Source organism: Bacillus sp. OTU2372 (assembly GCF_038440275.1).
GTDB lineage: Bacteria > Bacillota > Bacilli > Bacillales > Cytobacillaceae > Neobacillus > Neobacillus bataviensis_B.
Genome location: NZ_JASATK010000026.1, coordinates 1 through 21,050 on the forward strand (window position 1 = coordinate 1; position 21,050 = coordinate 21,050).

The window sequence follows — 21,050 nt, forward strand, 5'->3', positions numbered from 1 at the left end:
AGTTTAAAGTTTAAAACTTCACAATCTATGACTTAACAAGTAGTCTCCATACATGCCCAGTCTCTTGCATGTTTCAAAGTTATATTGATAAATGCTGATAAGGCTGGAGAAATCCACTTGTTTTTGTGATAAGCGACTTGAGAGTAAATCTGTTTAAAATCACCATCGCAGGGAATAATCTTTAACCTTCCTTCTTGGATTTCATCCTCTACAGTCATTAAAGGTAAATAAGAAATACCAAGCCCACTCATTACACAACGCTTTATCGCCTCAATACTCCAAAGTTCCATCGTGTGGGAAGGGTCGATTCCTCTTTCTCGAAGGTATTCTTCAAATATTCTTCGATAGCTGCATTCTTTCTCGTTCGTAATCAAACACTCGTTAATCTTTTGATTTTCGTAGCTTATATCTAAAACGTTCATTGAACAGTCAGGACTTCCAACAAGGACCATTGATTCGTCCAATAACGAATGAACGATTATATCGGAACCCTGTAACTGTGGCATCATGACAAATGCAATATCTGCACTACCATTAAATAGTGCTTTTTTGTTATCTCCACAGGTAGCGTTACTTAGATTGATGCTTACATGAGGAAACTTATTTCTATATTCACGTAATATCGGTTCCAAACGATATACAGTTAAAGACTCAGGAGCTGCTATTTTTAACTCTCCACGAACATCCTTTTCTTCACTTGCAATACTTTCAATCTTGCTATAGGTGTCTAAAATTTCTTGTGTGTACGGCATCATCTTTTTTCCAACATCCGTTAGCATTATCTTACGTCCCATTCTTTCAAACAGAGGTGCACCTATTTGTTTTTCAAGTGCCTGAATGTGTGAAGTTACAGTCGATTGAGTATATCCTAAATGTTCTGCCGCCTGTGTGAAGCTACCGAATTCGATAACCTTTTTAAAGGTAACAAAATGACGTATTTCCATTCCCTCACCAACTTTTATTTTACTCTTACAACTATAATATCAAAAAAACCAATGGATAACTTCATAAATTTCAATTTTACTAATGATTAGTTACAAGTTAATGTTTAAGTAATAAGGAAAAAAGGAGAGTTAATAAATGATTACGATTTACGATGATAGATATGAAGAAGAAGTCATTAATTTAATATTGCACGTACAGAATGTTGAGTATGGTGTAGGGATTAGTGTAGAAGAGCAACCAGACATTTTGGATATTCAATCAAACTATATAAGCGACGGAGGAAACTTTTGGATAGCGTTAAATGGTAACGGTGAGGTTGTAGGCTCTATCGGTTTGCAAAAGAAAACGAATGAGGTTGCTGTATTAAAGAAATTTTTCGTTTATAAAGATTACCGAGGTAAAGAGTTTGGGGTAGGAACAGGTTTATACAAAGCCTTGCTTGATTTTGCGAATAAACAAGGGTTTTCAAAGGTGATTTTGGACACACCATCCATAGCCACTAGGTCACACAGCTTTTACAAAAAGGTTGGATTTAAGGAGATTGTTAAAGAGGATTTGGAAATTAAATATGATTACCCTGATAGAGATTCCCTCATTTTTGAACTAGACCTAGACGATAATTAATAAAAGCGATAAAAAATCCTCATACTTTCTGGAGATGAGGATTTTGCCTGTAATTTAAAGGGTTATTTAAGTAAACTGCCAGTTAGTTTAGGTGAAGCATTTCACAATCTCCACTCTATAATTCAACATAAATATACAGGTATTATAGGGGAGTTATTGGCATGATTTAAGATGTTCTATAGAAGTTAATCATAACTTTTATTTATAATCATCAATAATTTATAAATTAATAGCGAATATGATGTTGTCATTATAACTACAAATAACATATTTTATAATATATTATTTATTATATATGTTGAAACATATGATATTATATTAAATACCTTTTAAAATAAATTAACTTTAAGAAAAGTCTTTTTTATTTATGAAAATTAGTGTGTTCTCTATTTTAAGTAAAGAATGATAATAAACTTTTTCCTATATCCTTTTACTAAATCTCTATGTGTAGCAATCTCCTTTCTCCCATGATATATCTACCAAATAATTATTAATCCCAGTAACCGCCGTTTGCTTATAAAATCAATTAAAAAACTATTTAAGTGCGTCTAAAATTTACCAATTCTATGTTAGGAATAATCTAACCTAGTTACTCCAAACTAATAGTGTAAATAAATTACACCTAGGAGATGATACACATGGCACGAAGCAACAATAACAATCAGCTTTTAGTTTCAGGAGTAGAGCAAGCACTTGAACAAATGAAGTATGAAATTGCACAAGAATTTGGTGTACAGCTCGGGGCCGATACATCTTCAAGAGCCAACGGTTCTGTCGGTGGCGAAATTACAAAACGCTTAGTAAGAATGGCTGAACAACAATTCGGTGGAACTTTCCGTTAATACAAAATGCTCAGTAAAATTAAAGGCTAGTGATGATAAGGAATTACGACACCGCTTATATAGTGGTGTCCTTATTTGGTTTTTAAGAACTTTTAATATTGTTCTCTTTTTGAAATGTTAGATTATGGGGATGACTGAACTTTTCGTTGCTCTACAATAAGAACAGGTTTATTTTTGGAATTTTCTAATATGTATTACACAGCGAAATTAGATGATCTACTATACATAAAACGAAAAATAAATTTGTTAGAATGTAAATCTCCAACACACTAAAAAATGGTAACTTTTCTTTTTCTATTGGTAATATATTTTCACTTTTCCAATCAGCAGCTCCCTACCCCTAGCCGTAATTTTTTGATTTAAATTAAATATATCTTATTGGAACTTAGATAATAGATAGAACAGATATTCTATGTTATTATTAAGTAAAGATAATTAGGTATTATCTTTACTTTACATAATATAATTATTATTAAAAACTAATCCTTAGGAGGTCAATTATGAATTACTTGACTCTTCTTCAAAATATGAATGGTGAACAGTACTTAACACATTTACAGCAGAATCTAAAAGCTCGTCATTTACTTGATGAAAATCGTAACCTCACTCTTGAAAATAGTACGGAACAGGATTTTCTTGAATTGTTTTTTCTAGAGAAACTCTTCCCACAAGATAAGCGGCTTTCTGCACATACTGTTAAAGCATATCGTTCAGATGCCAAAACGCTGCTCACATTTTTAACAGACCATTCCCTTTCCTTTCGGGATATTGGATTCCCAGAAGTAAAGGCTTATAACCAATTTATTACTGAAAAGTATGCAGTTAAATCTGCAATACGAAAATTAGAGTTTTTCAGAAGATTATTGAATTTTGGTTATGAAACACAATTTTATAAAGCCCATCTTTCCACTTGGATCTCCAAACCCGTGTGCAAGTCAGGGAATTGAATCAAAGAGAAGCTGAATTTCTTATATCCTTCTTTCCTAAAATAGTAAGGGCAACACGAAATCGAGAACAATTGGAGAAGAGGAATTTGCTGATTGGCTACTTACTCTATACCACAGGGCTTCGTGCAAGTGAGCTTTTAAGCTTAAATTGGGGAAGTTTTCGATATAATCGTAAAGGATTTTTATTTGTAGATATCATTGGTAAAGGAAATAAACCTCGATCAATTCCTATAAGGGATGAAACCAAGGATATTTTATTTAGTTATCGAAAAAGTATGGGAGAAACCATTGAAATAGATATTCAGGATACTAGCCCTCTCTTTTTCGCTTTATACAATAAAAATGAGCCCATAGTTAATAAAAAACGGTTGTCCTACCCTGCCCTGTACAAAATTGTGAAAGAAGCTGTACAACTTGCAGGAAAAAATTTAAGCGTAACCCCTCACTGGTTCCGTCATACATTTGTCACTCTTCTGCTTGAGAACGACGTTCCTCTTGCGGTAGTTAAAGATTGGGCTGGCCATTCGGATATTTCTACAACTAATATATACCTAGAACGCATCAACCAAGATAACTCATATATTCATTTAAATAAAGTTAACTTGTTTTAAAGACATTCTTTTTTTATAACCCCAAAAGAATACAATATTTGTTTGGAAACCTTTTGATTAGAAAGAGTGATTTTGAAACTTCCTTAGAAGGAAGAATTATTGGCCATTATAAATGATCTACACACCATGGATAACAATCGAGGGGACCTATTCAGGTTATGTCTATTCTAACCATTGAGTAATATATTTTCTTGATTATCTAGAGGAAAACTATCCAGCATTAACTTTGATTTCAATACGTAGAGCAATGGCCTTAAATCTTTATTTAAAAAGTTATTCTTACAAGTGATTGCAAAAGAACTTGGAATTGAGGAAAATTCAGCCTCAAATTATTTAAAATACATTATTCAAAGTAATTTAAGTTATTCAAAAAAATGTACAACACATTTTCTCTAATTTAGAATGCTGGAGATTTGCATTCTGACGTAATTATCTTTGTATTCATGTATAACTCTTCAACTAATTTTGTTGTAGAATAATTGTATGAAAATTCAAAAAAACAAAGGCGTTCTTGTCTAATTTTTAAAGAGATGAATCACAGGGTAAATATCCTTTCGTCTCCATCTCCCCATGTGCAACTCCAATTATAAAACGAATATATATTTAATACTAATGATTATAATGTTATTAATATTAAAAATAACATATATTTAAAAGTATTATTTATCATATATATTAAAATATATTTTATAATGGGTTTTTATATACGCTGAAAATTCATAGTAAGTCTGTGACTCGCAGGAATTCTTTTCAAATATTAAAAGTCTCGAAAAGTTATTTTCGAGACTTTTTTAATAATGTATTAGAGATTACTTTTACAAACTGATCAATTTCATTGGGTTACTTTTCACTAGCAGTTTTTGAAGATTGCTGGCACCTGTTTTGCTAGTGCCTTGATATACCCTGAAGTATTGATAAATCAAGATTTATTGTCTTCTAGTGTTTTTTTATGATTTGTATTATGAAAAAATTAGGCTCCAAGCATGGCGCCTAAATCTTCTTGAAACTAAAAAAAAGTGTTTTAACCGGATAATATTTTTACAATGTATGATTTAGCAGGTGACAATGGTGGCATGCTGGCACCTATTTTTCTAGTATCTTGATGTATCCTCAAGTCTTGATATATCAAGGTTTCTTGACTCCTAATGTTTTCTTGTGATTTGTTATTTTAAAAATTTGGGCACCAAGCCTTTCTTTGTAATCATATAACAATAATAACGCGATTTGTGGTTTTCATAAAAAATAATTTATAACAATTTGTTATTTCAATAAAGGATTTTAAGAAAAGGAATTACTATGAAGTGATTCCTTTCCTTTACAAACTATTTATCACTTTTTATTTTATTAATATCTCTCCTAAGAATTTGAAGATTAACTAACTCTGTTAGACCCCCTTTTTCCATCGGAACAATATGATCAATTTGGAAATTCAATCTACTCTTATTTTTATATCCAGTTTTGGCACATGTATAAAAACCATTTTCATCTTTTGAATTTCCATATACTGTTTCGATAATTTCTCTCCAATGCTGCGGATTCAATTTTTGTATTTCATAAAGGGTTAACTTGTTTATATTTATCTTTTCTGTAATTACTTTTATTTCCTTATTTGAAGAGGAGTATATACTTGGTTCTTCAATTTGGTCATCAATGATGGATAATAGATGAATTATTTGATTGTTTGATGGAGTGTAACACTTTTAGATTCTTAAAACATTAGATTAATAAAATTGGATTTTTTTAGATTTGATTTAATCCCAAAACGGTTGGATAAATTGTTATAATTTTCTAAAAGGAGATGATTTGATTGGCGGATCCAAATACCATATTAACTTCGATAGGAACAACTTTGATAACCAATCTTGTTTCTGATAAAAATAGCGGACCCTTTCGGACATTAAACGACGTATGGGATTATTCCATTGGATCATTAATCCATTCCATTGCTGAGAAAAAACGTGTAAAACATGCTTTTGATGTTGAAGCGTATAAAAAACAGTTAGAAAAAGAAGTTTTGTCTATTCCTCCTGATAATTTGATTGAACCACCGTTAAACATTATAGGACCGGCACTGGAAGCATCTAAATATTACATAGAGGAAGAAGCGCTTCGTTCAATGTTCGCCAAGTTAGTTGCTTCTTCAATGGATGATCGTAAATCAGACCATGTTCACCCTGCTTTCATTGAATTAATTAAACAATTATCGCCGTTAGATGCTGAAATCATTGATTCTTTTAACAAACAAAGTTTGCACCCGATCGTGAATTATGGTGTTAGGGATAGTAATGATGGTTCTTTTCGAGTTATGATAGGTAATGTTTTTTTAATAGGTAATGTTTATTTAAATAATAAAAAAGGTTTTGACAATATGGATAAACAATTAAATTCAATTGCAAACCTCCATAGACTTGGTTTAGTAACAATTCAATATGATTTTTCGATTGGCGATCACTGGTATATTGAATATGAAGAACACGAGTCTTATCGGGATTTTTGCGATAGCATTACCGAAGAAGAAGAATTTTTTGGAGGTTCTGTTGACATTCAAAAAGGGGGTGTTAGACTCTCAACATTAGGGTTATCTTTCGTTGCAACGGTTTCCGGAGAATAGAAATGGAATGAGAATGAATGTTCGCGAAGTGGACAAGACACTATTTAGAAACCACAGGAGGCTCATAGAGCCGTTTTAGAACTGCCTGCACCTTTTGCATTTGGACAAAAGGAAAATATAGGCTCCTGGGCTTATAGATTCAAGATCCATTGACGTTTACTCACACAATGTGCATTATTCTTATAATAATAAAAGCACCTTAAGTAATCACTTAAGGCGCTTTTGTTTCGTCTGGTCAGAGCATTTTTTTACCCTATTTCTTGTGCTGAGATTTTTTCGACTTCTTTCGAATGGCGACCATACAGTTGGGCATGCCGCTTGGTAAAAAATGAATTATCGTATGGTGGATAACGATCCGTTGATGGTGCAGCATTTTAACAAGAAAAGCGGGTTGCCTTCTTCCTCCAAAATTCAGGATGTTGATTGCATGAAAACTAGGGATAATTAATGCTTCATCTACAGTAAAATTAGGGTCTAATTCTGCTTTTTTCATCTCGATGTAGTAGTTGCTTTAGTTCACTTGTTGATAACCACGGTCGTTTACGGTGTAGCATACGGTGGCAGTTAGCGCATACTAGGGCGATATCCTCTACCTTTGTTTCTTGGTTATCTTCCATTTCCGATACAGGTTTCGTATGATGACCTTCTATATAACCATCGCCTAGTTCACCGTAATGTTGTTGGAAATCAAACTCGCATACTTCGCAAAATAACTTACCGTGCTGTTGCAAGAATCGTTCCTTTGCAAGTTTAATAACAAGGGGGGTTCTTTCACGTACTAAATGCTGTTTTAATTTAACCTTCCCTTCTGGAAAGCCTTCGTCATCTTCCGTAAACCCTATACGATCAATTTCGTTAAGTTTGCGTAGTACATTACCTACGGAACTAAAACCGTACTCTAAAATTGCGTTTACTTCCGTATCAGTAATACCCTGTCCAGACATAGTGCTATTTGCAAATTTAATGTTAATATTGCTTAGATATACGGGGTTATCAAACACTTTGAAGTCGGTAAGAATTATACATCCTATTTGCCCCGTAGGTGCATCAGTTCCAAACATAGTATTCATTCTACCTATAAAACTTTCCTTATCTTCATCACCGTTAGCATTACGGTATCTGTCCCATGCTTCAGCTACCGTTAATACCTCGAAGCGTATGTATGAAGCCATACCCAATACCGCTCTTTCTCCTTTAACTCTCTTATCATTTTTAACAAGAAAAAAGAACGGTTCCCCCATTGTTATCGGTTTAAAGTTTTTAGTATCCTTACGCCAAAAGTTAAATTCATCTGCTTCATTATGCGAAGATAAATACGTAAACCATTCCCTAGAAGTAACGCCAATATAACCCTTCATGTTTAAACCTCCTGCAACTAACTAATAATACCTTTAAAATATTGTATCAATCTATTAACGTTATTATACGGTAAATTAATAGTTTTGCAGAATTTAATCTCGGTTATACACGTAACCCTCTACGTGGTTCTGGTGCAAAAATTTCAGCTGACTTCAAACTAATCTATAAATCTTGGACATACTGATAATACTAAACTAAAAAGGATGTGTATCGGTATGAAAAAACCAGCAGAATTCAAATGGAAGCATTATCAGCCCGACACAATTTTTACTATTTTATATTTTCTCTTATATTTATCTTCAAATTTCCTAATTTGATTTTCTGTATAGAAGTGGGCAACTTTATATCCATTATGATCATAAGCCGCTGCAAATCTAAGAGGTTGTTTAACATCTCTTGGATAGTAAGTTGGAATTATTTTGGAAACACGATCATAAGTTAGGACACCTTTATCTTTACTTTTTTCATGATTTAATACATAGAGTCCTTTAAATATATCTTCAAAGCTTCCAGAAGAAGTTTTAGCATAGGCAAACAGTGCTGTTCTTTGGTTTAACTGATACATTCTTTTCTGGAAATATACTTCATTTTCCTCTTGATTCATGTAATATTCCGTAAATACTTCCTCATTTTCAAGAAGTTCGTTATCTACGTTCCATTAGGGAAAAATTTCACCCGTTTAATGTCTGTATCTTCTTCAAACTTGTGCGCTGCTCCGCTGCCTTGATATCCTTCGTAACCAGTCCCAAACACATTACAACAGTCTACAACTCGTCTTAAGAAATTTTGTCATCAGCATCTATATATCCTTGTTCAATATAAGTATTTGGATTGTATTCTTTATTCAAATCCCATGCAATTAACCATTTCTCTTTTTTTAGTAGATTAATTTTTGGAACAATTTGGTCAATCTTTTCATGAATCTTCTCAATAGAATGAGTAGCATTAATCAGAGTCTTTTTTCTGTTCGGCATACTTGAGGTTCCGTGAGTCATGATATCTGGTAGTAAGGGGCGCGTCGGATGTATGGATTAAGTAGGCGCTGTTTTCGGGAGAAGCATCCACAGATTGGGCAAAACGGTTGAATACGTCCTTGATCTTTGGCGCTATCTCATCCAGCACAGTCCGGCACCATTCTTCTGTGCTTTCAAGATTGAATATAGATTGATAGTGTGAGAACTTTAGCAAGAGTTCCACTTCGTTTTAGTTTAATATAAAAATTTTACCATAATTCTCCATGGTATGTTTAGACGACGAGGCATTTTCTTATATAATTTAATAATTATGAGAGAAACAACTGTGAATTTGCACTTAGATTTTTATTGGAGGCGCTTGGCCTTACGCAAACGGGTTTGCATATTGGGCACATTACAAGTTTGTTACCGGGAGATATCTTGGCAGGTTATTACCGTTTAAAGGGAGACCGTGTCCTGTACGTCTCGTGAAGTGATTGTAACGGTACACCAATTGTCATTAGTGCAAAACAATCATGAAGGAGGAATTCAGATAGAGCGTAAATGAGAAACCAGAAACCCTTTGAATTTAATTATTATTAAATTCAAAGGGTTTTTTATCAGAAAGCTTTAATAAATTTAGTATTTTTAATTTAGAAGCTTCCAGAACGCCATATCCTCCATAATTTCGTATCTATTATTGGTAACAGACGTGACTAAGCTATAGTGTTTTTGAAGTCGCGCTATCTTATTAACTATCTGATCACCCTCAGACTGATTTTCTGGACTGAAGATAGCTTTTACTTCCTTCTTTTTAATGGTAGGTACTCTATGTATAATCCAAGTCAATATATACTGAGCATAGTCATTATCTGTAGTTGCAAAGTGGTCTAAGAATTGGGTTGATAGGATTACACCAACGCCATATTCTCTTCCTTCTTTCATAATTTTCTTTAAAGAAGAGAAGTTTTGACTCAAGAAATTATCCGCCTCATCAACAAGTATCATTTTCGTTAATTCACGATAATCTCCTTGAATTGTACTGTGCCCCTTTGTAGACATCTGGGAATAGAAGGTGTCCAAAGTGATTCCTACTATTAGGTTATGAACACTTGGATCATAACCAGCCAGATGTACAACAGTTACACCTTGTATCATGTCGTATAAGGACTTTGTATTCTCACTTTTTGGAGAAAAGATTTCAAAATCATATATTTGTTTTAGTGCTGCATAAAGACTATCTTCTTTTACATCCTCCCGATTCATTAATCGTTCAAATACATTATTTAAGGTAGGTGGTAACAGATCCCATGTAGCCATATCAGCCTTATGAATACCAGCTTGTGAATAAGCTTCAATGATTAAATCATTCAATAACTGCTGTTGCTTTATACCTAAATTAAAAGCATTAGCAATTGTTTCTTTAATGGTACTAGCTGTATGCAAAGGCAATAGCGGCTTTAGCTGTTTACCCCTATATAAAGCTAACGGATTATACGGAAGGTGATATGGATGATACACTGTAGCGTTTGTCGCTTCTATAAAGTCATCTTTGATATAGTCACCTTTATAATCAAAGATGAGAATATCAATAGGTGTTCCATTTACATTAGATAGAGCACCATCATGTATCTGTTTAATGAGCGATTTAGTAAACTGAGTTTTACCCGTCCCCATCGTGCCAATAATACCTGTATTCGTATGCATGATTTTACTCGTCGTAGTTGGATGCCAATACAATGGTTCATTGCTATTGGCCGAATGACCAAAAAGAATTCTCATTGGTTCTGTTTCATCAGACAATTTTGTAACGGAAGGTTCTATAACTAGAGAACTATGATGTAAGTCATGATTCGCCTGAACCGAAACAATTGCATGGCTTTTTTCATAAATATTTTTCAAATTTGGCTTTTCTTCCGTTTGCAGTTCCTCAGGCGTTTCCTCCTGTTCCATGTTAAGCATTTTGCCCTTCGGTTGTTTATATATATCCTGCCAGCTTTTAATGAATTTCTCATATACTTTTTGCATTGCGGATGGCGTTAAGTGGGTGTATACGTAGTAATTGTCTTTTACAAATATGTTTTTCTTTTTACTTCCATTTTTAGCTACAAAGTATTCAGAATTGGAAGTACGGATTCCTGCAAACTCGATTGTTTCAATTGTTTTTTGTAAATCTTTTTCCATGAAGAAATGCCAGAAGTTGCGGAAGATCTGTGCGTGTGATTTTTCCGCCCATCTGATTATTTCTCCATCTATGTTCATTTCAAATTCATGAGTGCTCATTAGTAAATCCTCCTATACTTCTCCTCTTTATATATTAGATTACTAAATTTTAGCTGGCAAATATAAATAAACGATATTAGATGAATTGGTTCTGGAGCAAAAATTTCAAGATACTTGCAATTAATCTCTAAATCTTGGACATACTGAACTATTACTATAAAAAAGGTGCATGATCAGTATGGAAAAGCGACTTTTATTCAAGTGGAAACATTACCAGCCCGACATGATTATGTTAACCGTGATATGGTATCTGCGGTACAGTTTGAGTTTTCGGGATTTAGTGGAAATGATGGAAGAACGGGGCTTATCCATTGCTCATATTATATCGGAAAGGCCATGAATCCCATGAAATCCATGGCCTTTTGATTACCTAAAATCAGTATTATGTTAACTGGATTCATTTGTAATATCTACAGATGATTGGCTAATAAGAGAAAAGCCAAACAACATACTTAAATGCATCTCTCAGTAATTATTTACTGTAGCTTTGTATTAACTTCCCGATCCACGGATATCTCGAACCTCTGCCCTAGCTCTTTTAAATTTCGTTTATTTATTTTTTTCTATCATCCATACTATGTAGTCTATTTTATTGTTGTATTCATAATTCTTATTCTGAAACCCATCTAATGCAAAGGTCAATTTCAATACAAAAGATGCAAACGAAATAGCTAAAACTGTTTCACCAAACTTTGATAATTTTATATCAAATATAGATGTCATAATTGCAATAATTGCAACTATGATAGCCGTGATTCCACTTGTTAAATTAAGATCTCTTTTCTGACATAATAAAACCGTCTGTATTTTTTCAAGATTAACTGCCGAATCAGCTTTCAAGGTCCGGGTGGGTAATAGTTAGCGATATATCATTCGTGACAACTCTCTTACGTCGAAATAAACCTTTCCGCATAAATAAAAATCCCCTTCCGCAAAATTAATAGCGTAAGAGGACGAACAGTTTTAGGCAACTATCAAAACAGTATTAACCGTCAGCCTTTCACAGTCTTGCGTAGAGACTGGGCCGAAACTGTGTAAGTTAACGTGTCAATCAACGGCAACAATCACCGTATCAATCACCGTTCAACCCTTGCGGGAGTAAGAACGTTGGCGGGACTGCGTGGGAATCGAACCCACCAGACCTGGCACGCAGGTCTCAAGCAGTTTTGAAGTCTGCTGGCACCTGTTTTTCTAGTATCTTGATGTATCCTCAAGTACTGATAAATCAATCTTTCTTGCTTTCAAGTGCTTTCTAGTAATTTGTAATTTTAAAAATTTGGGCACCAAGCATGGCACCAATTAGCCTATTAAGTAAACTGTAAGTTGGAGGTCGAGTCCTTTCCGGGGACGTACAAAAGCCTTGATTTATCAAGGCTTTTTATTTTAGCTGATTATATATAGTATTTTAAATATAAATTTAATTTTTTATTAAAGACTCATTGATTAATCGCTTATTGATTTCTTCGGATAATAATATAATGAAAGCTTTACATACATTGCACTTATGTGCTTTATTATATATCTCTACCAATTGTTCTGTACTTAGTTTATGCATAAAATAGTTCACTCCACTTACCTTTATTATTTTATTAAATAATGAAAAAGGTTCTTCATTCACATCACATATTGCTAGATTTGCCCTTGTTCTGCAAAAAGAATGGAAACATATTTACCGATACCACCAGCAGCTCCTGTAATAATTGCCGTTTTATTTTCTAGACGTAACAATGGAATTCCCCCTTTATCATCATAAAGATACAACAGTAGATTACTAGATGTATCGTCCTTCGTTCGCTTTTTTTTGAGTTGGATCAAATCATTAACACAAATTCGCTTTATGAAGCTCTCTGAAAATCCTCGATTTTGCCTTCGAGTGGTTCCCCATTATATCATTATTGAAAAATTTGGCCGCCTGCACAGTTAACGATCGTACCATTTAGCATATTGGCCCCTGTCGTCGCCGCAAATATGACAACTTCTGCGATCTCTTCTGGAGTAGCTGGTATATTTGGTCCTGTTGTTTCTGTAAGCTTTTTCACTCTTTCTTCAGTAAGGGTTGTCGATTTTACCAAAAGCTTCTACCGTCCGTTCACTTACATTTTTCCATTGTTCCTCGGATGAAACATCTAATTCAAGAGCAAGAATATCTCTCTCAAGATTGGATACTGCTTCTTCCAATTGTTTGATTGCGATATCGGTAGCCACTACTTTGGCTCCCTCTTTAGCAGATAATTTTACTACCGCTAACCCCATGCCACTTGAAGCACCTGTAATAAAAGCAACTTTGTTAGTTAAGCGTCACATCAAACATCCTCCTCAGGTTATGAATATCAGAGTACAAACTTATCCCCTATTAAAAAGCAACAGGCAAGGAGGTTAACCCCTGTGAGGCTAGCTTGAATTGCCATCTAACATTCTCGCGAGGAATTCTTAGATGAAGATTGGGCATTCTCTTAAGCAGGGTAGTAAACGCAATATCCCCTTCTATCCGGGCAAGAGGAGCCCCTAAACACATATGAATGCCATGCCCAAAGGCAAGATGCCGTTTGATTTTGCGCGTAATATCTAGTTCTTCTGACTGTGCAAATTGAAGTTCGTCTCGATTGGCTGATTTCATTAAAGGAAGAATGACATCCCCTTTTTTAATCTGCTCTCCTCCAAGCTCAGTGTCTTCAAGTGCATAACGCGGTCCAGCAATGGTAGAAGGACCATTAAAGCGCAGCAGCTCTTCAACTGCGGAAGGAACCAAACTATGATTGGCCTTGAGCATCTCCCATTGGTCTGGATGATCGAATAATATTATGGTACCAGTGGAGATCAAAGTTGAGGTGGTCTCATGCCCAGCAAATATTAATAGCTGTATCATTGAGAGCAGTTCCGCTTCGTTCAGTCGATCTCCCTCCTCCTCAATAGCGACTAATTGGCTGATTAAATCATCACTAGGATATTGACGTTTTTCGGCGACAAGCTGCTTGATGTAATTGCCGAAGTCTTGAAGGCCTTTTGCTACCTCTGGATCCAACCTTCCCAGACCAAGACCATTTGCGATTGCCTCCGACCATTCATGGATCTTTTTCCGATCTGATTTTGGCACACCTATCATGTCAGAAATAACGTTGATTGGTAATGGATTAGCATAGTCCTTGACTAGATCCATCTCACCTTTTGCTTGAACCTGATCGAGTAATTCATCTGCAGCCTCTTGCACACGAGGACGTAGGCTTTCCATATATTTTGGAGTGAACGCTTTAGACACCAATGTTCGTAATCGTTTATGATCGGGCTCATCAATGGCATTTAAAGAAGTGGAGAGAAAGTGAGAGTGACCGGATTCCTCGCTCCCGGTTAAGGATTGCTGAATGTGATTGTTATCTCCAAGTCCTCTGCTGTCAACCGTAAAGCGGGCATGATCTTTCAGCACCTGCATGACTTCTTCCATTCGTGTAGCCATCCAGACTTGGTTATCCTCACCACCCATTGGTAATTGAATAGGAAACACCGATCCCATTTTTCGCATCTGAACAAATAATGGAAACGGGTCTTCCGTGTTGTGACCACTTAGTAGGCCTAATACTCTATCCTGAATGATTTGTTCCGAATTTTTCATCATGAACTTCCTTTCTCATCTTAATTGTCTTCTAGGCTTTAATCATTTTGATAACACTTTATACTCATGCTTGGACACCGACTCTATTTTTATTAATCTTTTTAAATAGTATGCTTTTTACTAGGTACTGGTCATTAGAGGTACTTTTTTAAATTATTAAGGACTACTCTATATCCATTTGCAAACATATGGATCCCATCAATTGCATATTCTTCTTTTAAGTTTCCTTCAGAATCCATTAAACCCTTTTTACAAAAAAAAATTCATAACCATGTCTTTTTGCTAATTCTTTAATTAATTCATTCGCATCCGAGATTGCTTGATTAGTTCTTGTTTTAAACATTTCTTCCTTTTTAGACTTGTCAATTGGAGGAAAATCCGCTTTTGCATTTATAGGATAATAAGCCATTACAAATACCTTGCAATCCGGCAATTTTTCACCAATTTGAGTTAAAATAGTATTATAGTTTGCAAGTAAATCTTCTTTTTTATAGCCGGGCGAACCGATATCATTCGTTCCAATATTTATCTGACCCCTTTTCCACTATTTTTAAAGAAGACTCGCCAATTAACGAGCTGCTTTAATCACAACATTAGATTTATTAGATAAATAGAAGAAAATAAATTCTTTTATCAAATTTATAAGAAAAAATCAACCTAGAATTTAGTCTATTAACTTACAAGCCTACGATTTCCTTCCTTTTGTTTCCCAAGACTGTTTCTTTCCTAGTATCAACACGTTTAACGAATAGGGCTAATACTAGAGCCACAATATTAACGCCGAGTGCTACATAGAATGAAGATTGAATTCCCACTAATAAAGCCTTCTGTGTTAATAAGGCTTGAGATGCCGGTGCCAATGTTGTTGGATCAACACCTTTCAAAAGGCCTTTAGCAGCTGTATTAGTTACTGAATTCATAATGGTAACAAGAACAGCTGTACCAATTGAACCAGACACTTGCTGTGCTGTATTATTAATGGCTGTACCATGTGGATTTAACCTAGTTGGCAATTGATTTAGACCGTTTATCATAATTGGCATGGAAATCATTGATATACCAAATGTGCGGAGAGAGTATACAAAGATAATGTATGTTTCACTTGAGTCGATTTGTAAGTTTGCCAACATATAAGTTGATACTGCTGTAATTGCAAGACCTGTTACTGCAAGAATTCGCGGACCATATTTATCAAATAGTTTCCCTGTAATCGGAGACATAATCCCCATAATAATGGCACCAGGCAGCATTAACAAACCAGAATCAAGTGGTGTAATTCCTCTTACATTTTGGAGATACGCTGGAGTTAAAATCATACCAGAGAACATAGCTACAGCGTTTACAATCGATATAATAGATGCTAGAGCAAACATTGGATACTTGTAAGCTCGAAGATCTAATAATGGTTCATCCAATTTAAATTGACGAGAGATAAAGACTATTAAAGCAATAGCCCCAACTATTAAAGAAGTTAAAACAAACGTATCTGTCCAACCATCTGAACTTGCAGAACTAAAACCATATAGCAATCCGCCAAAACCAATAGAAGATAAGATAACAGAGAAGTAATCAAGATTCGTATTTTTATTTTGGTCCATTATATTTTCAAGTTTCCAAACTGCTAGTAGTAAACTAATAACAGCTAAAGGTATGATCATTTCAAAAAGTAAACGCCAATTATAATACTCTACGATATATCCTGAGATTGTTGGACCAATGGTTGGGGCGGTAATCATTACTAATCCGAAAAAACCCATTGCAGTCCCACGTTTTTCACGTGGAAAGCTCACTAGCATAACATTCATTAATAAGGGACCCATTGCTGAAGAGCCTATTGCTTGAATCATTCGACCGGTCAACAATACACCAAAGTTTGGTGCGAACGCTCCTAATGCTGTACCAAAAATAAAAATAAGCATTAATGAAATAAATAATCTACGATTCGAAAAACGCGTTAATAAAAAGGCTGATGCTGGAATCAAAACACCGCTAACAAGCATATAGCCTGTAGAAAGCCACTGTATTGTGGAATAGTCTTTAATTTTTAAATCTGTCATGATAGACGGCAGAGCCACATTTAATAGAGAGTTATTTAAAAAAGAAACAAAGGCTCCTAAAAATAAGATTGCTATCATTAAATAGGGTGTTTTTTTGGGTAAAACTGAATCCATCTCCGTTTTCTCCTTATCATTTAAATTGAAGAGTAAATTTATTATTTTTGTTCGTTTACATTTCGGTAATTAATACCATGTTTTTAAGCCTTTATTTTTGTTCACTCTTCGTTATTATTATTTTTTCAAAAATTAAGATTTCTGTATTTCATTTTTTTTGTTTGTATTATAAAATTTCGACATTATTTATTCGGGTATGGTGAACAATTAGATTTTCAACAAAAGTATACGAGTTAAAGGTGGTATTTTGTTCTTCGATGTAAGCTTATTTTCCCATTCTATTTTCACCAGGTTTCTTGTATAAATATAGATATTATCTTTTGCCCAAGGTTTAACACCTTAGAAGTGATCAGTAAACGAAAAAGGGACTGACCAAAAGTGTAGTCATTTGACCACATTTTGATTAACCCCTTCCGATTCGGCCAGTTATATTCCTCTTACTCTAATTTGTGGCTGCCTGTACGTCTATTGAACCACAACACGAACGCGACCAAGGTTTTGGACCTTCGCGAAAGATGTGTTCGGGTCACCTTCACGCTGAGACGTCACTCGAATCGCAGGGAAGTAGGTATCAGGCTTATTGTAAGTAAATGTTGCCTTCACCAAGACCGTCTCATTTGGCTTTCCGAAGGATAATGCCTCGAAGTTGCCTGAGCCGAGGAAGTCCCAATCGGAGCCCACTACCTTACCAGTCCCTGGAGGAACCTGGATCTTTGCCTTGAAGGTGACAGTCTGACCGGCCGGAATGTCAATCCTGTTGTCGCCGTTGACGGTTAGATCGACGACAGGCTGGATACCTCGGCGCACCGCAGCGTTATCAGGCACTTTAACTTGACTGTCAACCACGTCATAATGGGTTGAGCCTAGAGGCTCTTCGCCCCTCTCTACCCAAGCGCTTAAATCCCTAAGTGCCTGATGGAGAATGCCTTCATATTGCACTAGACGGTGAGTACGAGGACCAATATGATCTGCGTTGTCGTTGTACCAGACACGGAAGTTGGCGTCGAAGCGCTCACCTATTGAATCTTTAACCCTCGCGCTATACCAATCAGCATGCCATGGATAAGCGTCATTATCAAACAGGTTGGCAACCATAATAACCTTCCCTTGAATCATGCCAGTGTGGGTGCCTCTACCGGTCACACCAAGGGATATCATTGGTCCAACTTCTAATGGCCGTTGTGGATAAAGTGGCGTTCCGTCTAGCGCTCTAAGATGATTCCAGGCATCGTAACCCGGTCGCTGTGGTACCTGATGACGATGGTATGAGAGCAAGGCGAGGTACCACCGATTGTCGATTCTTAGTTTTGAGCCTTCATTCATAGCACTCAGTACACTTTCCGGGGTCTCACTCCCAATGGTGAAAACCATCGTGACCGGATCGAGGGAACCCCTAAGTGTTTCTACCTTCGGCGTACCCTCCGCTGCGTAAAGCGTGTAATCGAGGCCGGTTGTTGTCAGATCCTCTGGCACGTTATTCAGAACTATACTAATTGGTTCATTCTGTTCGTTTCGGTTGACCTTGATGATGGTAGAGATGTGGTCAATCTTGGCGTTACGGTACTTTTCACCGAGGGATGATTGCTCCGTGCCCAGATACCCAGGCTTACTCCAAAAGTCATTCACATAATTGGAATCAGTGGTTCGGACTACTTCACCAAAACCAAGGAGACCTTGAGGATCGTTCATTCCGAGCAAATAAGTGTAGTCCTCCCAGGCTCGCAGCGGTACGCCCAGTTTTGTAACCTCGTCTAGCACCGCCCGTTCTACCTCACTGAGCCCGACGTATGGCTTTCCACTGCCTCCAGGACTCACCGTATCCGCAATCTGCTGGGCCTTCTCCTCTAACACGAAGCGTGCAAAGGCCCGGGCAAAGAAGTTATTCGGGATAGATGTTGGCACGCCAGGAATGAATGGTACGGCACCGGCCCATATCCCACTGGTGTTCTCGATGGCACCTATTGTCTGAAAGGAGCCACCGCTGCCGCCATAGATATAGCCATAAATCCGTTCAGATGAGCCGTAATAGCTCGCAGCAACCGTCCTAGAAAACTTGGCCGCAGCTGCGTCCACCCGATAACCACCCCCGCCGTTCGTCTGCACCGTGTATGCCCCGCTGTCCGCACCGAAGCTTAATGTCTCATCGGTCGCGTTCTCGTCTATGAGCGGGTACACCAAATGAAAAAATCGTCCCTTCCACTGACTCTTCAATGGAAAGTAGAAGTTGAACCTCTTATCAGTTCCCTCAAAGTGACCCGATACCTTGTGGTGAGGTACCGGAGTGGTGTGATCGGATTCGCTGTCGATGACCGGACGGTTGTATAGCGGATCCTCACAATCAGCGGTGATCCACATAGGTCCTTCTTCGGCTGTTAATGAATTTGATTTCTTAGAAGCAGTCATAATTACACTCCCATTATTTTGGTTTTCTAAAAACTATTAAAAATACAATTCATGTTATACATAGAAAGTTAGTAAAAGCTTTTTTTATGCTTTTTGCCCTTTTATTCTGTTAGTCCCATTTGATTACGTCTTTCCTCATTTTCCTTACGAATCTGTGGAACGAGTTTATCCAGTTTGTAGAATCTCAATGTAAGGGCTACCAATATATAAAGTACAAGTGGAATAATACTGAATAACATCCGTATCATTAAATCCGCTGACTCGGGCTGGGTTGCCGCATTCCCAGTATATCCTGACACACTAAGCAAGACACCCATTACACCTGAACCAATCGCGGCCCCTATTTTACTAGTAAAGCCTGTTACACTTCCAAGTGTACCTTCCGCACGAGGTCTTCCCTGCCACTCGTTATAGTCCGCACAATCGATAATCATCAAAGCACTCAACATAGCGATTGGGACTGTACCAGCTCCAGTTAATATGCCGCCAAGGGCCAAAAGGGGGAAGTTATCTACTGCAATAAAATTAACTAAATAACCTAAGCTGGTGATGAAAATACCTGCCACAATCAGCTTTGTCGTAGAGAATTTTCTGATAATCATTGGGAACAAAAACACCAAAGGTAAGATCACTACTTGGGTTAGGGCAAGAGGACCCATCAGTCCGACATTTTTTACAATATAGGTGAAGTAATATACACCAACTCCCATATTTGTAACAAAGTTAAACACGAATAACATGATGGCAATCGTATAAATATAACGATTGGTTTTTAATACAGACATTAATTCCTTGAAATTTACTTTTTCACCAGAAACCGTATCGACATTGTTCGTTTCCTTTATGAAAAAGAAGCGTAATAATCCAATTAATAAAAAGGGAACCGCATAGATGGCAATCAAAGTCTTCCATCCATCCGCAGAGGTAGCCAGCTTACCCATCAACATAGGGAAACTAACATTAACCGCTATTGCTCCAAGAAAAACAATAATGGATCCATAGGAACTTATGGCAACATAATGCTCTTGCTTTGAAAAAGCACGTACCATATATACCGTATTGTTTGCATTAAGGAGAGTTCCGAAAATGGAATCTACAAAAAAGAACATGGAAAAAACCCAAACGACTTTTGCTGCTAAACTGAATTCAGGAGGACAAGCAAACATCAGCCATGTACATAGCCACACCCCGATAATACTCAACTCATACGGACGGGCACGCCCAATTTTTGTATTGGTTCTATCCACAATGACACCCGCTAATAAATTGGTAATACCATCTAATAGTTTAGTAGCCATTAACAGTGTTCCTACTAAAGCAGCCGGTATTTTTAGTGTATCAGTACAATAAATCGATAGAAATCCTAAAATTAACACATTGCCCGATATGGATAGTGCGCGGCTTTGCCAGGCAAACATTCTCCAAGCCCCAACATTGTCCTTGGATGCTTTTTTCACGGGTGCTTGTTCTACTAGTACTTCTGCTTCCATTGGATAACCTCCATATGAATATAAATTTTTTTCTCCCATTTAATAAAAATACGGTCCCCTTTGAATTTGATAGATTAAGATAATAGCGTTATTTACCAAAGACCTTAAAAGATTAAATATTTCCTAGTTCTATAGTCTTACCTCCCTTCGTGTAAAGGTTTTCATTTCTTTTTTTGAAAATTAAATCTTTTTATTATTTTTTCA

The 21,050-nt window shown here is 36.2% G+C and carries 18 protein-coding genes and 2 pseudogenes; 7 read left to right on the plus strand and 13 right to left on the minus strand.

Features of this window, described 5'->3' with window-relative positions:
- Nucleotides 1-32: 32 nt before the first annotated feature.
- On the minus strand, nucleotides 33-944 hold the full coding sequence (locus tag AAHB15_RS25355; RefSeq protein ID WP_342043592.1) for a LysR family transcriptional regulator: 912 nt from the start codon (nucleotides 942-944) through the stop codon (nucleotides 33-35).
- A 136-nt stretch (nucleotides 945-1,080) separates the two neighbouring features.
- On the opposite strand from AAHB15_RS25355, the gene AAHB15_RS25360 reads away from it, so the two are divergent.
- The 5 genes from AAHB15_RS25360 to AAHB15_RS25380 all read left to right on the plus strand — a co-directional run bounded on the left by AAHB15_RS25360 (nucleotide 1,081) and on the right by AAHB15_RS25380 (nucleotide 6,580).
- Entirely contained in the window at nucleotides 1,081-1,569 is a 489-nt protein-coding gene (locus AAHB15_RS25360) for a GNAT family N-acetyltransferase (RefSeq protein ID WP_342043593.1), read from the plus strand.
- 638 nt (nucleotides 1,570-2,207) lie between these two features.
- Complete coding sequence (locus AAHB15_RS25365; RefSeq protein ID WP_335575466.1) at nucleotides 2,208-2,411, plus strand: alpha/beta-type small acid-soluble spore protein; 204 nt, start codon at nucleotides 2,208-2,210, stop codon at nucleotides 2,409-2,411.
- A gap of 500 nt (nucleotides 2,412-2,911) precedes the next feature.
- Nucleotides 2,912-3,358: a site-specific integrase gene (locus AAHB15_RS25370; RefSeq protein ID WP_335575467.1), complete on the plus strand. Its 447-nt coding sequence runs from the start codon at nucleotides 2,912-2,914 to the stop codon at nucleotides 3,356-3,358.
- Nucleotides 3,340-3,969: a tyrosine-type recombinase/integrase gene (locus AAHB15_RS25375; RefSeq protein ID WP_342043594.1), complete on the plus strand. Its 630-nt coding sequence runs from the start codon at nucleotides 3,340-3,342 to the stop codon at nucleotides 3,967-3,969. The genes AAHB15_RS25370 and AAHB15_RS25375 overlap by 19 nt, the downstream gene beginning before the upstream one ends.
- A 1,807-nt stretch (nucleotides 3,970-5,776) precedes the next feature.
- Nucleotides 5,777-6,580 (plus strand): DUF4393 domain-containing protein, encoded by an 804-nt coding sequence (locus tag AAHB15_RS25380; protein ID WP_335575776.1) that lies wholly within the window; start codon nucleotides 5,777-5,779, stop codon nucleotides 6,578-6,580.
- 467 nt (nucleotides 6,581-7,047) lie between these two features.
- Here AAHB15_RS25380 and AAHB15_RS25385 read toward each other — a convergent pair whose 3' ends face one another.
- The 3 genes from AAHB15_RS25385 to AAHB15_RS25395 all read right to left on the minus strand — a co-directional run bounded on the left by AAHB15_RS25385 (nucleotide 7,048) and on the right by AAHB15_RS25395 (nucleotide 8,913).
- Nucleotides 7,048-7,938 carry an HNH endonuclease gene (locus AAHB15_RS25385; RefSeq protein ID WP_335575778.1) on the minus strand — a complete coding sequence of 297 codons (891 nt, stop codon included), beginning with the start codon at nucleotides 7,936-7,938 and terminating at the stop codon, nucleotides 7,048-7,050.
- Nucleotides 7,939-8,189: 251 nt separating this feature from the next.
- Nucleotides 8,190-8,543: a hypothetical protein gene (locus tag AAHB15_RS25390; protein WP_335575779.1), complete on the minus strand. Its 354-nt coding sequence runs from the start codon at nucleotides 8,541-8,543 to the stop codon at nucleotides 8,190-8,192.
- 172 nt (nucleotides 8,544-8,715) lie between these two features.
- A complete protein-coding gene (locus AAHB15_RS25395) occupies nucleotides 8,716-8,913 on the minus strand; it encodes a hypothetical protein (protein ID WP_342043595.1) in 198 nt (65 codons plus the stop codon).
- A 341-nt stretch (nucleotides 8,914-9,254) separates the two neighbouring features.
- Between AAHB15_RS25395 and AAHB15_RS25400 the strand changes: the two are divergent.
- Nucleotides 9,255-9,381: pseudogene (locus AAHB15_RS25400) on the plus strand (class I tRNA ligase family protein); the annotation flags it as partial.
- Nucleotides 9,382-9,540: 159 nt separating this feature from the next.
- Here AAHB15_RS25400 and AAHB15_RS25405 read toward each other — a convergent pair.
- Nucleotides 9,541-11,175: an ATP-binding protein gene (locus AAHB15_RS25405; RefSeq protein ID WP_342043596.1), complete on the minus strand. Its 1,635-nt coding sequence runs from the start codon at nucleotides 11,173-11,175 to the stop codon at nucleotides 9,541-9,543.
- A 178-nt stretch (nucleotides 11,176-11,353) separates the two neighbouring features.
- Between AAHB15_RS25405 and AAHB15_RS25410 the strand changes: the two are divergent.
- Nucleotides 11,354-11,494, plus strand: a pseudogene (locus AAHB15_RS25410) (IS6 family transposase); the annotation flags it as partial.
- Nucleotides 11,495-12,592: 1,098 nt separating this feature from the next.
- Here the strand turns inward: AAHB15_RS25410 and sda are convergent.
- The 8 genes from sda to AAHB15_RS25445 all read right to left on the minus strand — a co-directional run bounded on the left by sda (nucleotide 12,593) and on the right by AAHB15_RS25445 (nucleotide 20,846).
- Complete coding sequence (sda, locus tag AAHB15_RS30320; protein WP_420491228.1) at nucleotides 12,593-12,730, minus strand: sporulation histidine kinase inhibitor Sda; 138 nt, start codon at nucleotides 12,728-12,730, stop codon at nucleotides 12,593-12,595.
- Nucleotides 12,731-13,067: 337 nt separating this feature from the next.
- Nucleotides 13,068-13,247, minus strand: a complete 180-nt coding sequence (locus AAHB15_RS25415; protein ID WP_335471618.1) for a hypothetical protein — start codon at nucleotides 13,245-13,247, stop codon at nucleotides 13,068-13,070.
- Nucleotides 13,222-13,428 (minus strand): SDR family oxidoreductase, encoded by a 207-nt coding sequence (locus AAHB15_RS25420; protein WP_342043597.1) that lies wholly within the window; start codon nucleotides 13,426-13,428, stop codon nucleotides 13,222-13,224. Before AAHB15_RS25420 ends, AAHB15_RS25415 begins: the two co-directional genes overlap by 26 nt.
- A 100-nt stretch (nucleotides 13,429-13,528) precedes the next feature.
- Nucleotides 13,529-14,785, minus strand: a complete 1,257-nt coding sequence (locus AAHB15_RS25425; RefSeq protein WP_342043598.1) for a cytochrome P450 family protein — start codon at nucleotides 14,783-14,785, stop codon at nucleotides 13,529-13,531.
- Nucleotides 14,786-15,020: 235 nt separating this feature from the next.
- Nucleotides 15,021-15,311 carry a GDSL-type esterase/lipase family protein gene (locus AAHB15_RS25430; protein WP_342043613.1) on the minus strand — a complete coding sequence of 97 codons (291 nt, stop codon included), beginning with the start codon at nucleotides 15,309-15,311 and terminating at the stop codon, nucleotides 15,021-15,023.
- Nucleotides 15,312-15,459: 148 nt separating this feature from the next.
- Nucleotides 15,460-16,953, minus strand: a complete 1,494-nt coding sequence (locus AAHB15_RS25435; RefSeq protein WP_342043599.1) for a DHA2 family efflux MFS transporter permease subunit — start codon at nucleotides 16,951-16,953, stop codon at nucleotides 15,460-15,462.
- Between the two features lie 465 nt (nucleotides 16,954-17,418).
- A complete protein-coding gene (locus tag AAHB15_RS25440) occupies nucleotides 17,419-19,356 on the minus strand; it encodes a Tat pathway signal sequence domain protein (protein WP_342043600.1) in 1,938 nt (645 codons plus the stop codon).
- A 101-nt stretch (nucleotides 19,357-19,457) separates the two neighbouring features.
- Nucleotides 19,458-20,846, minus strand: a complete 1,389-nt coding sequence (locus tag AAHB15_RS25445; protein ID WP_335575487.1) for an MFS transporter — start codon at nucleotides 20,844-20,846, stop codon at nucleotides 19,458-19,460.
- Nucleotides 20,847-21,050: the final 204 nt, after the last annotated feature.

Bases quoted from the DNA above. Each gene is read 5' to 3' on its own strand.
- AAHB15_RS25355 (WP_342043592.1), bottom strand. From the start codon at position 944: ATGGAAATACGTCATTTTGTTACCTTTAAAAAGGTTATCGAATTCGGT.
- AAHB15_RS25360 (WP_342043593.1), top strand. From the start codon at position 1,081: ATGATTACGATTTACGATGATAGATATGAAGAAGAAGTCATTAATTTA.
- AAHB15_RS25365 (WP_335575466.1), top strand. From the start codon at position 2,208: ATGGCACGAAGCAACAATAACAATCAGCTTTTAGTTTCAGGAGTAGAG.
- AAHB15_RS25370 (WP_335575467.1), top strand. From the start codon at position 2,912: ATGAATTACTTGACTCTTCTTCAAAATATGAATGGTGAACAGTACTTA.
- AAHB15_RS25385 (WP_335575778.1), bottom strand. From the start codon at position 7,938: ATGAAGGGTTATATTGGCGTTACTTCTAGGGAATGGTTTACGTATTTA.
- AAHB15_RS25390 (WP_335575779.1), bottom strand. From the start codon at position 8,543: ATGAATCAAGAGGAAAATGAAGTATATTTCCAGAAAAGAATGTATCAG.
- AAHB15_RS25395 (WP_342043595.1), bottom strand. From the start codon at position 8,913: ATGCCGAACAGAAAAAAGACTCTGATTAATGCTACTCATTCTATTGAG.
- AAHB15_RS25405 (WP_342043596.1), bottom strand. From the start codon at position 11,175: ATGAGCACTCATGAATTTGAAATGAACATAGATGGAGAAATAATCAGA.
- sda (WP_420491228.1), bottom strand. From the start codon at position 12,730: ATGCATAAACTAAGTACAGAACAATTGGTAGAGATATATAATAAAGCA.
- AAHB15_RS25420 (WP_342043597.1), bottom strand. From the start codon at position 13,428: ATGGGGTTAGCGGTAGTAAAATTATCTGCTAAAGAGGGAGCCAAAGTA.
- AAHB15_RS25425 (WP_342043598.1), bottom strand. From the start codon at position 14,785: ATGATGAAAAATTCGGAACAAATCATTCAGGATAGAGTATTAGGCCTA.
- AAHB15_RS25435 (WP_342043599.1), bottom strand. From the start codon at position 16,953: ATGGATTCAGTTTTACCCAAAAAAACACCCTATTTAATGATAGCAATC.
- AAHB15_RS25440 (WP_342043600.1), bottom strand. From the start codon at position 19,356: ATGACTGCTTCTAAGAAATCAAATTCATTAACAGCCGAAGAAGGACCT.
- AAHB15_RS25445 (WP_335575487.1), bottom strand. From the start codon at position 20,846: ATGGAAGCAGAAGTACTAGTAGAACAAGCACCCGTGAAAAAAGCATCC.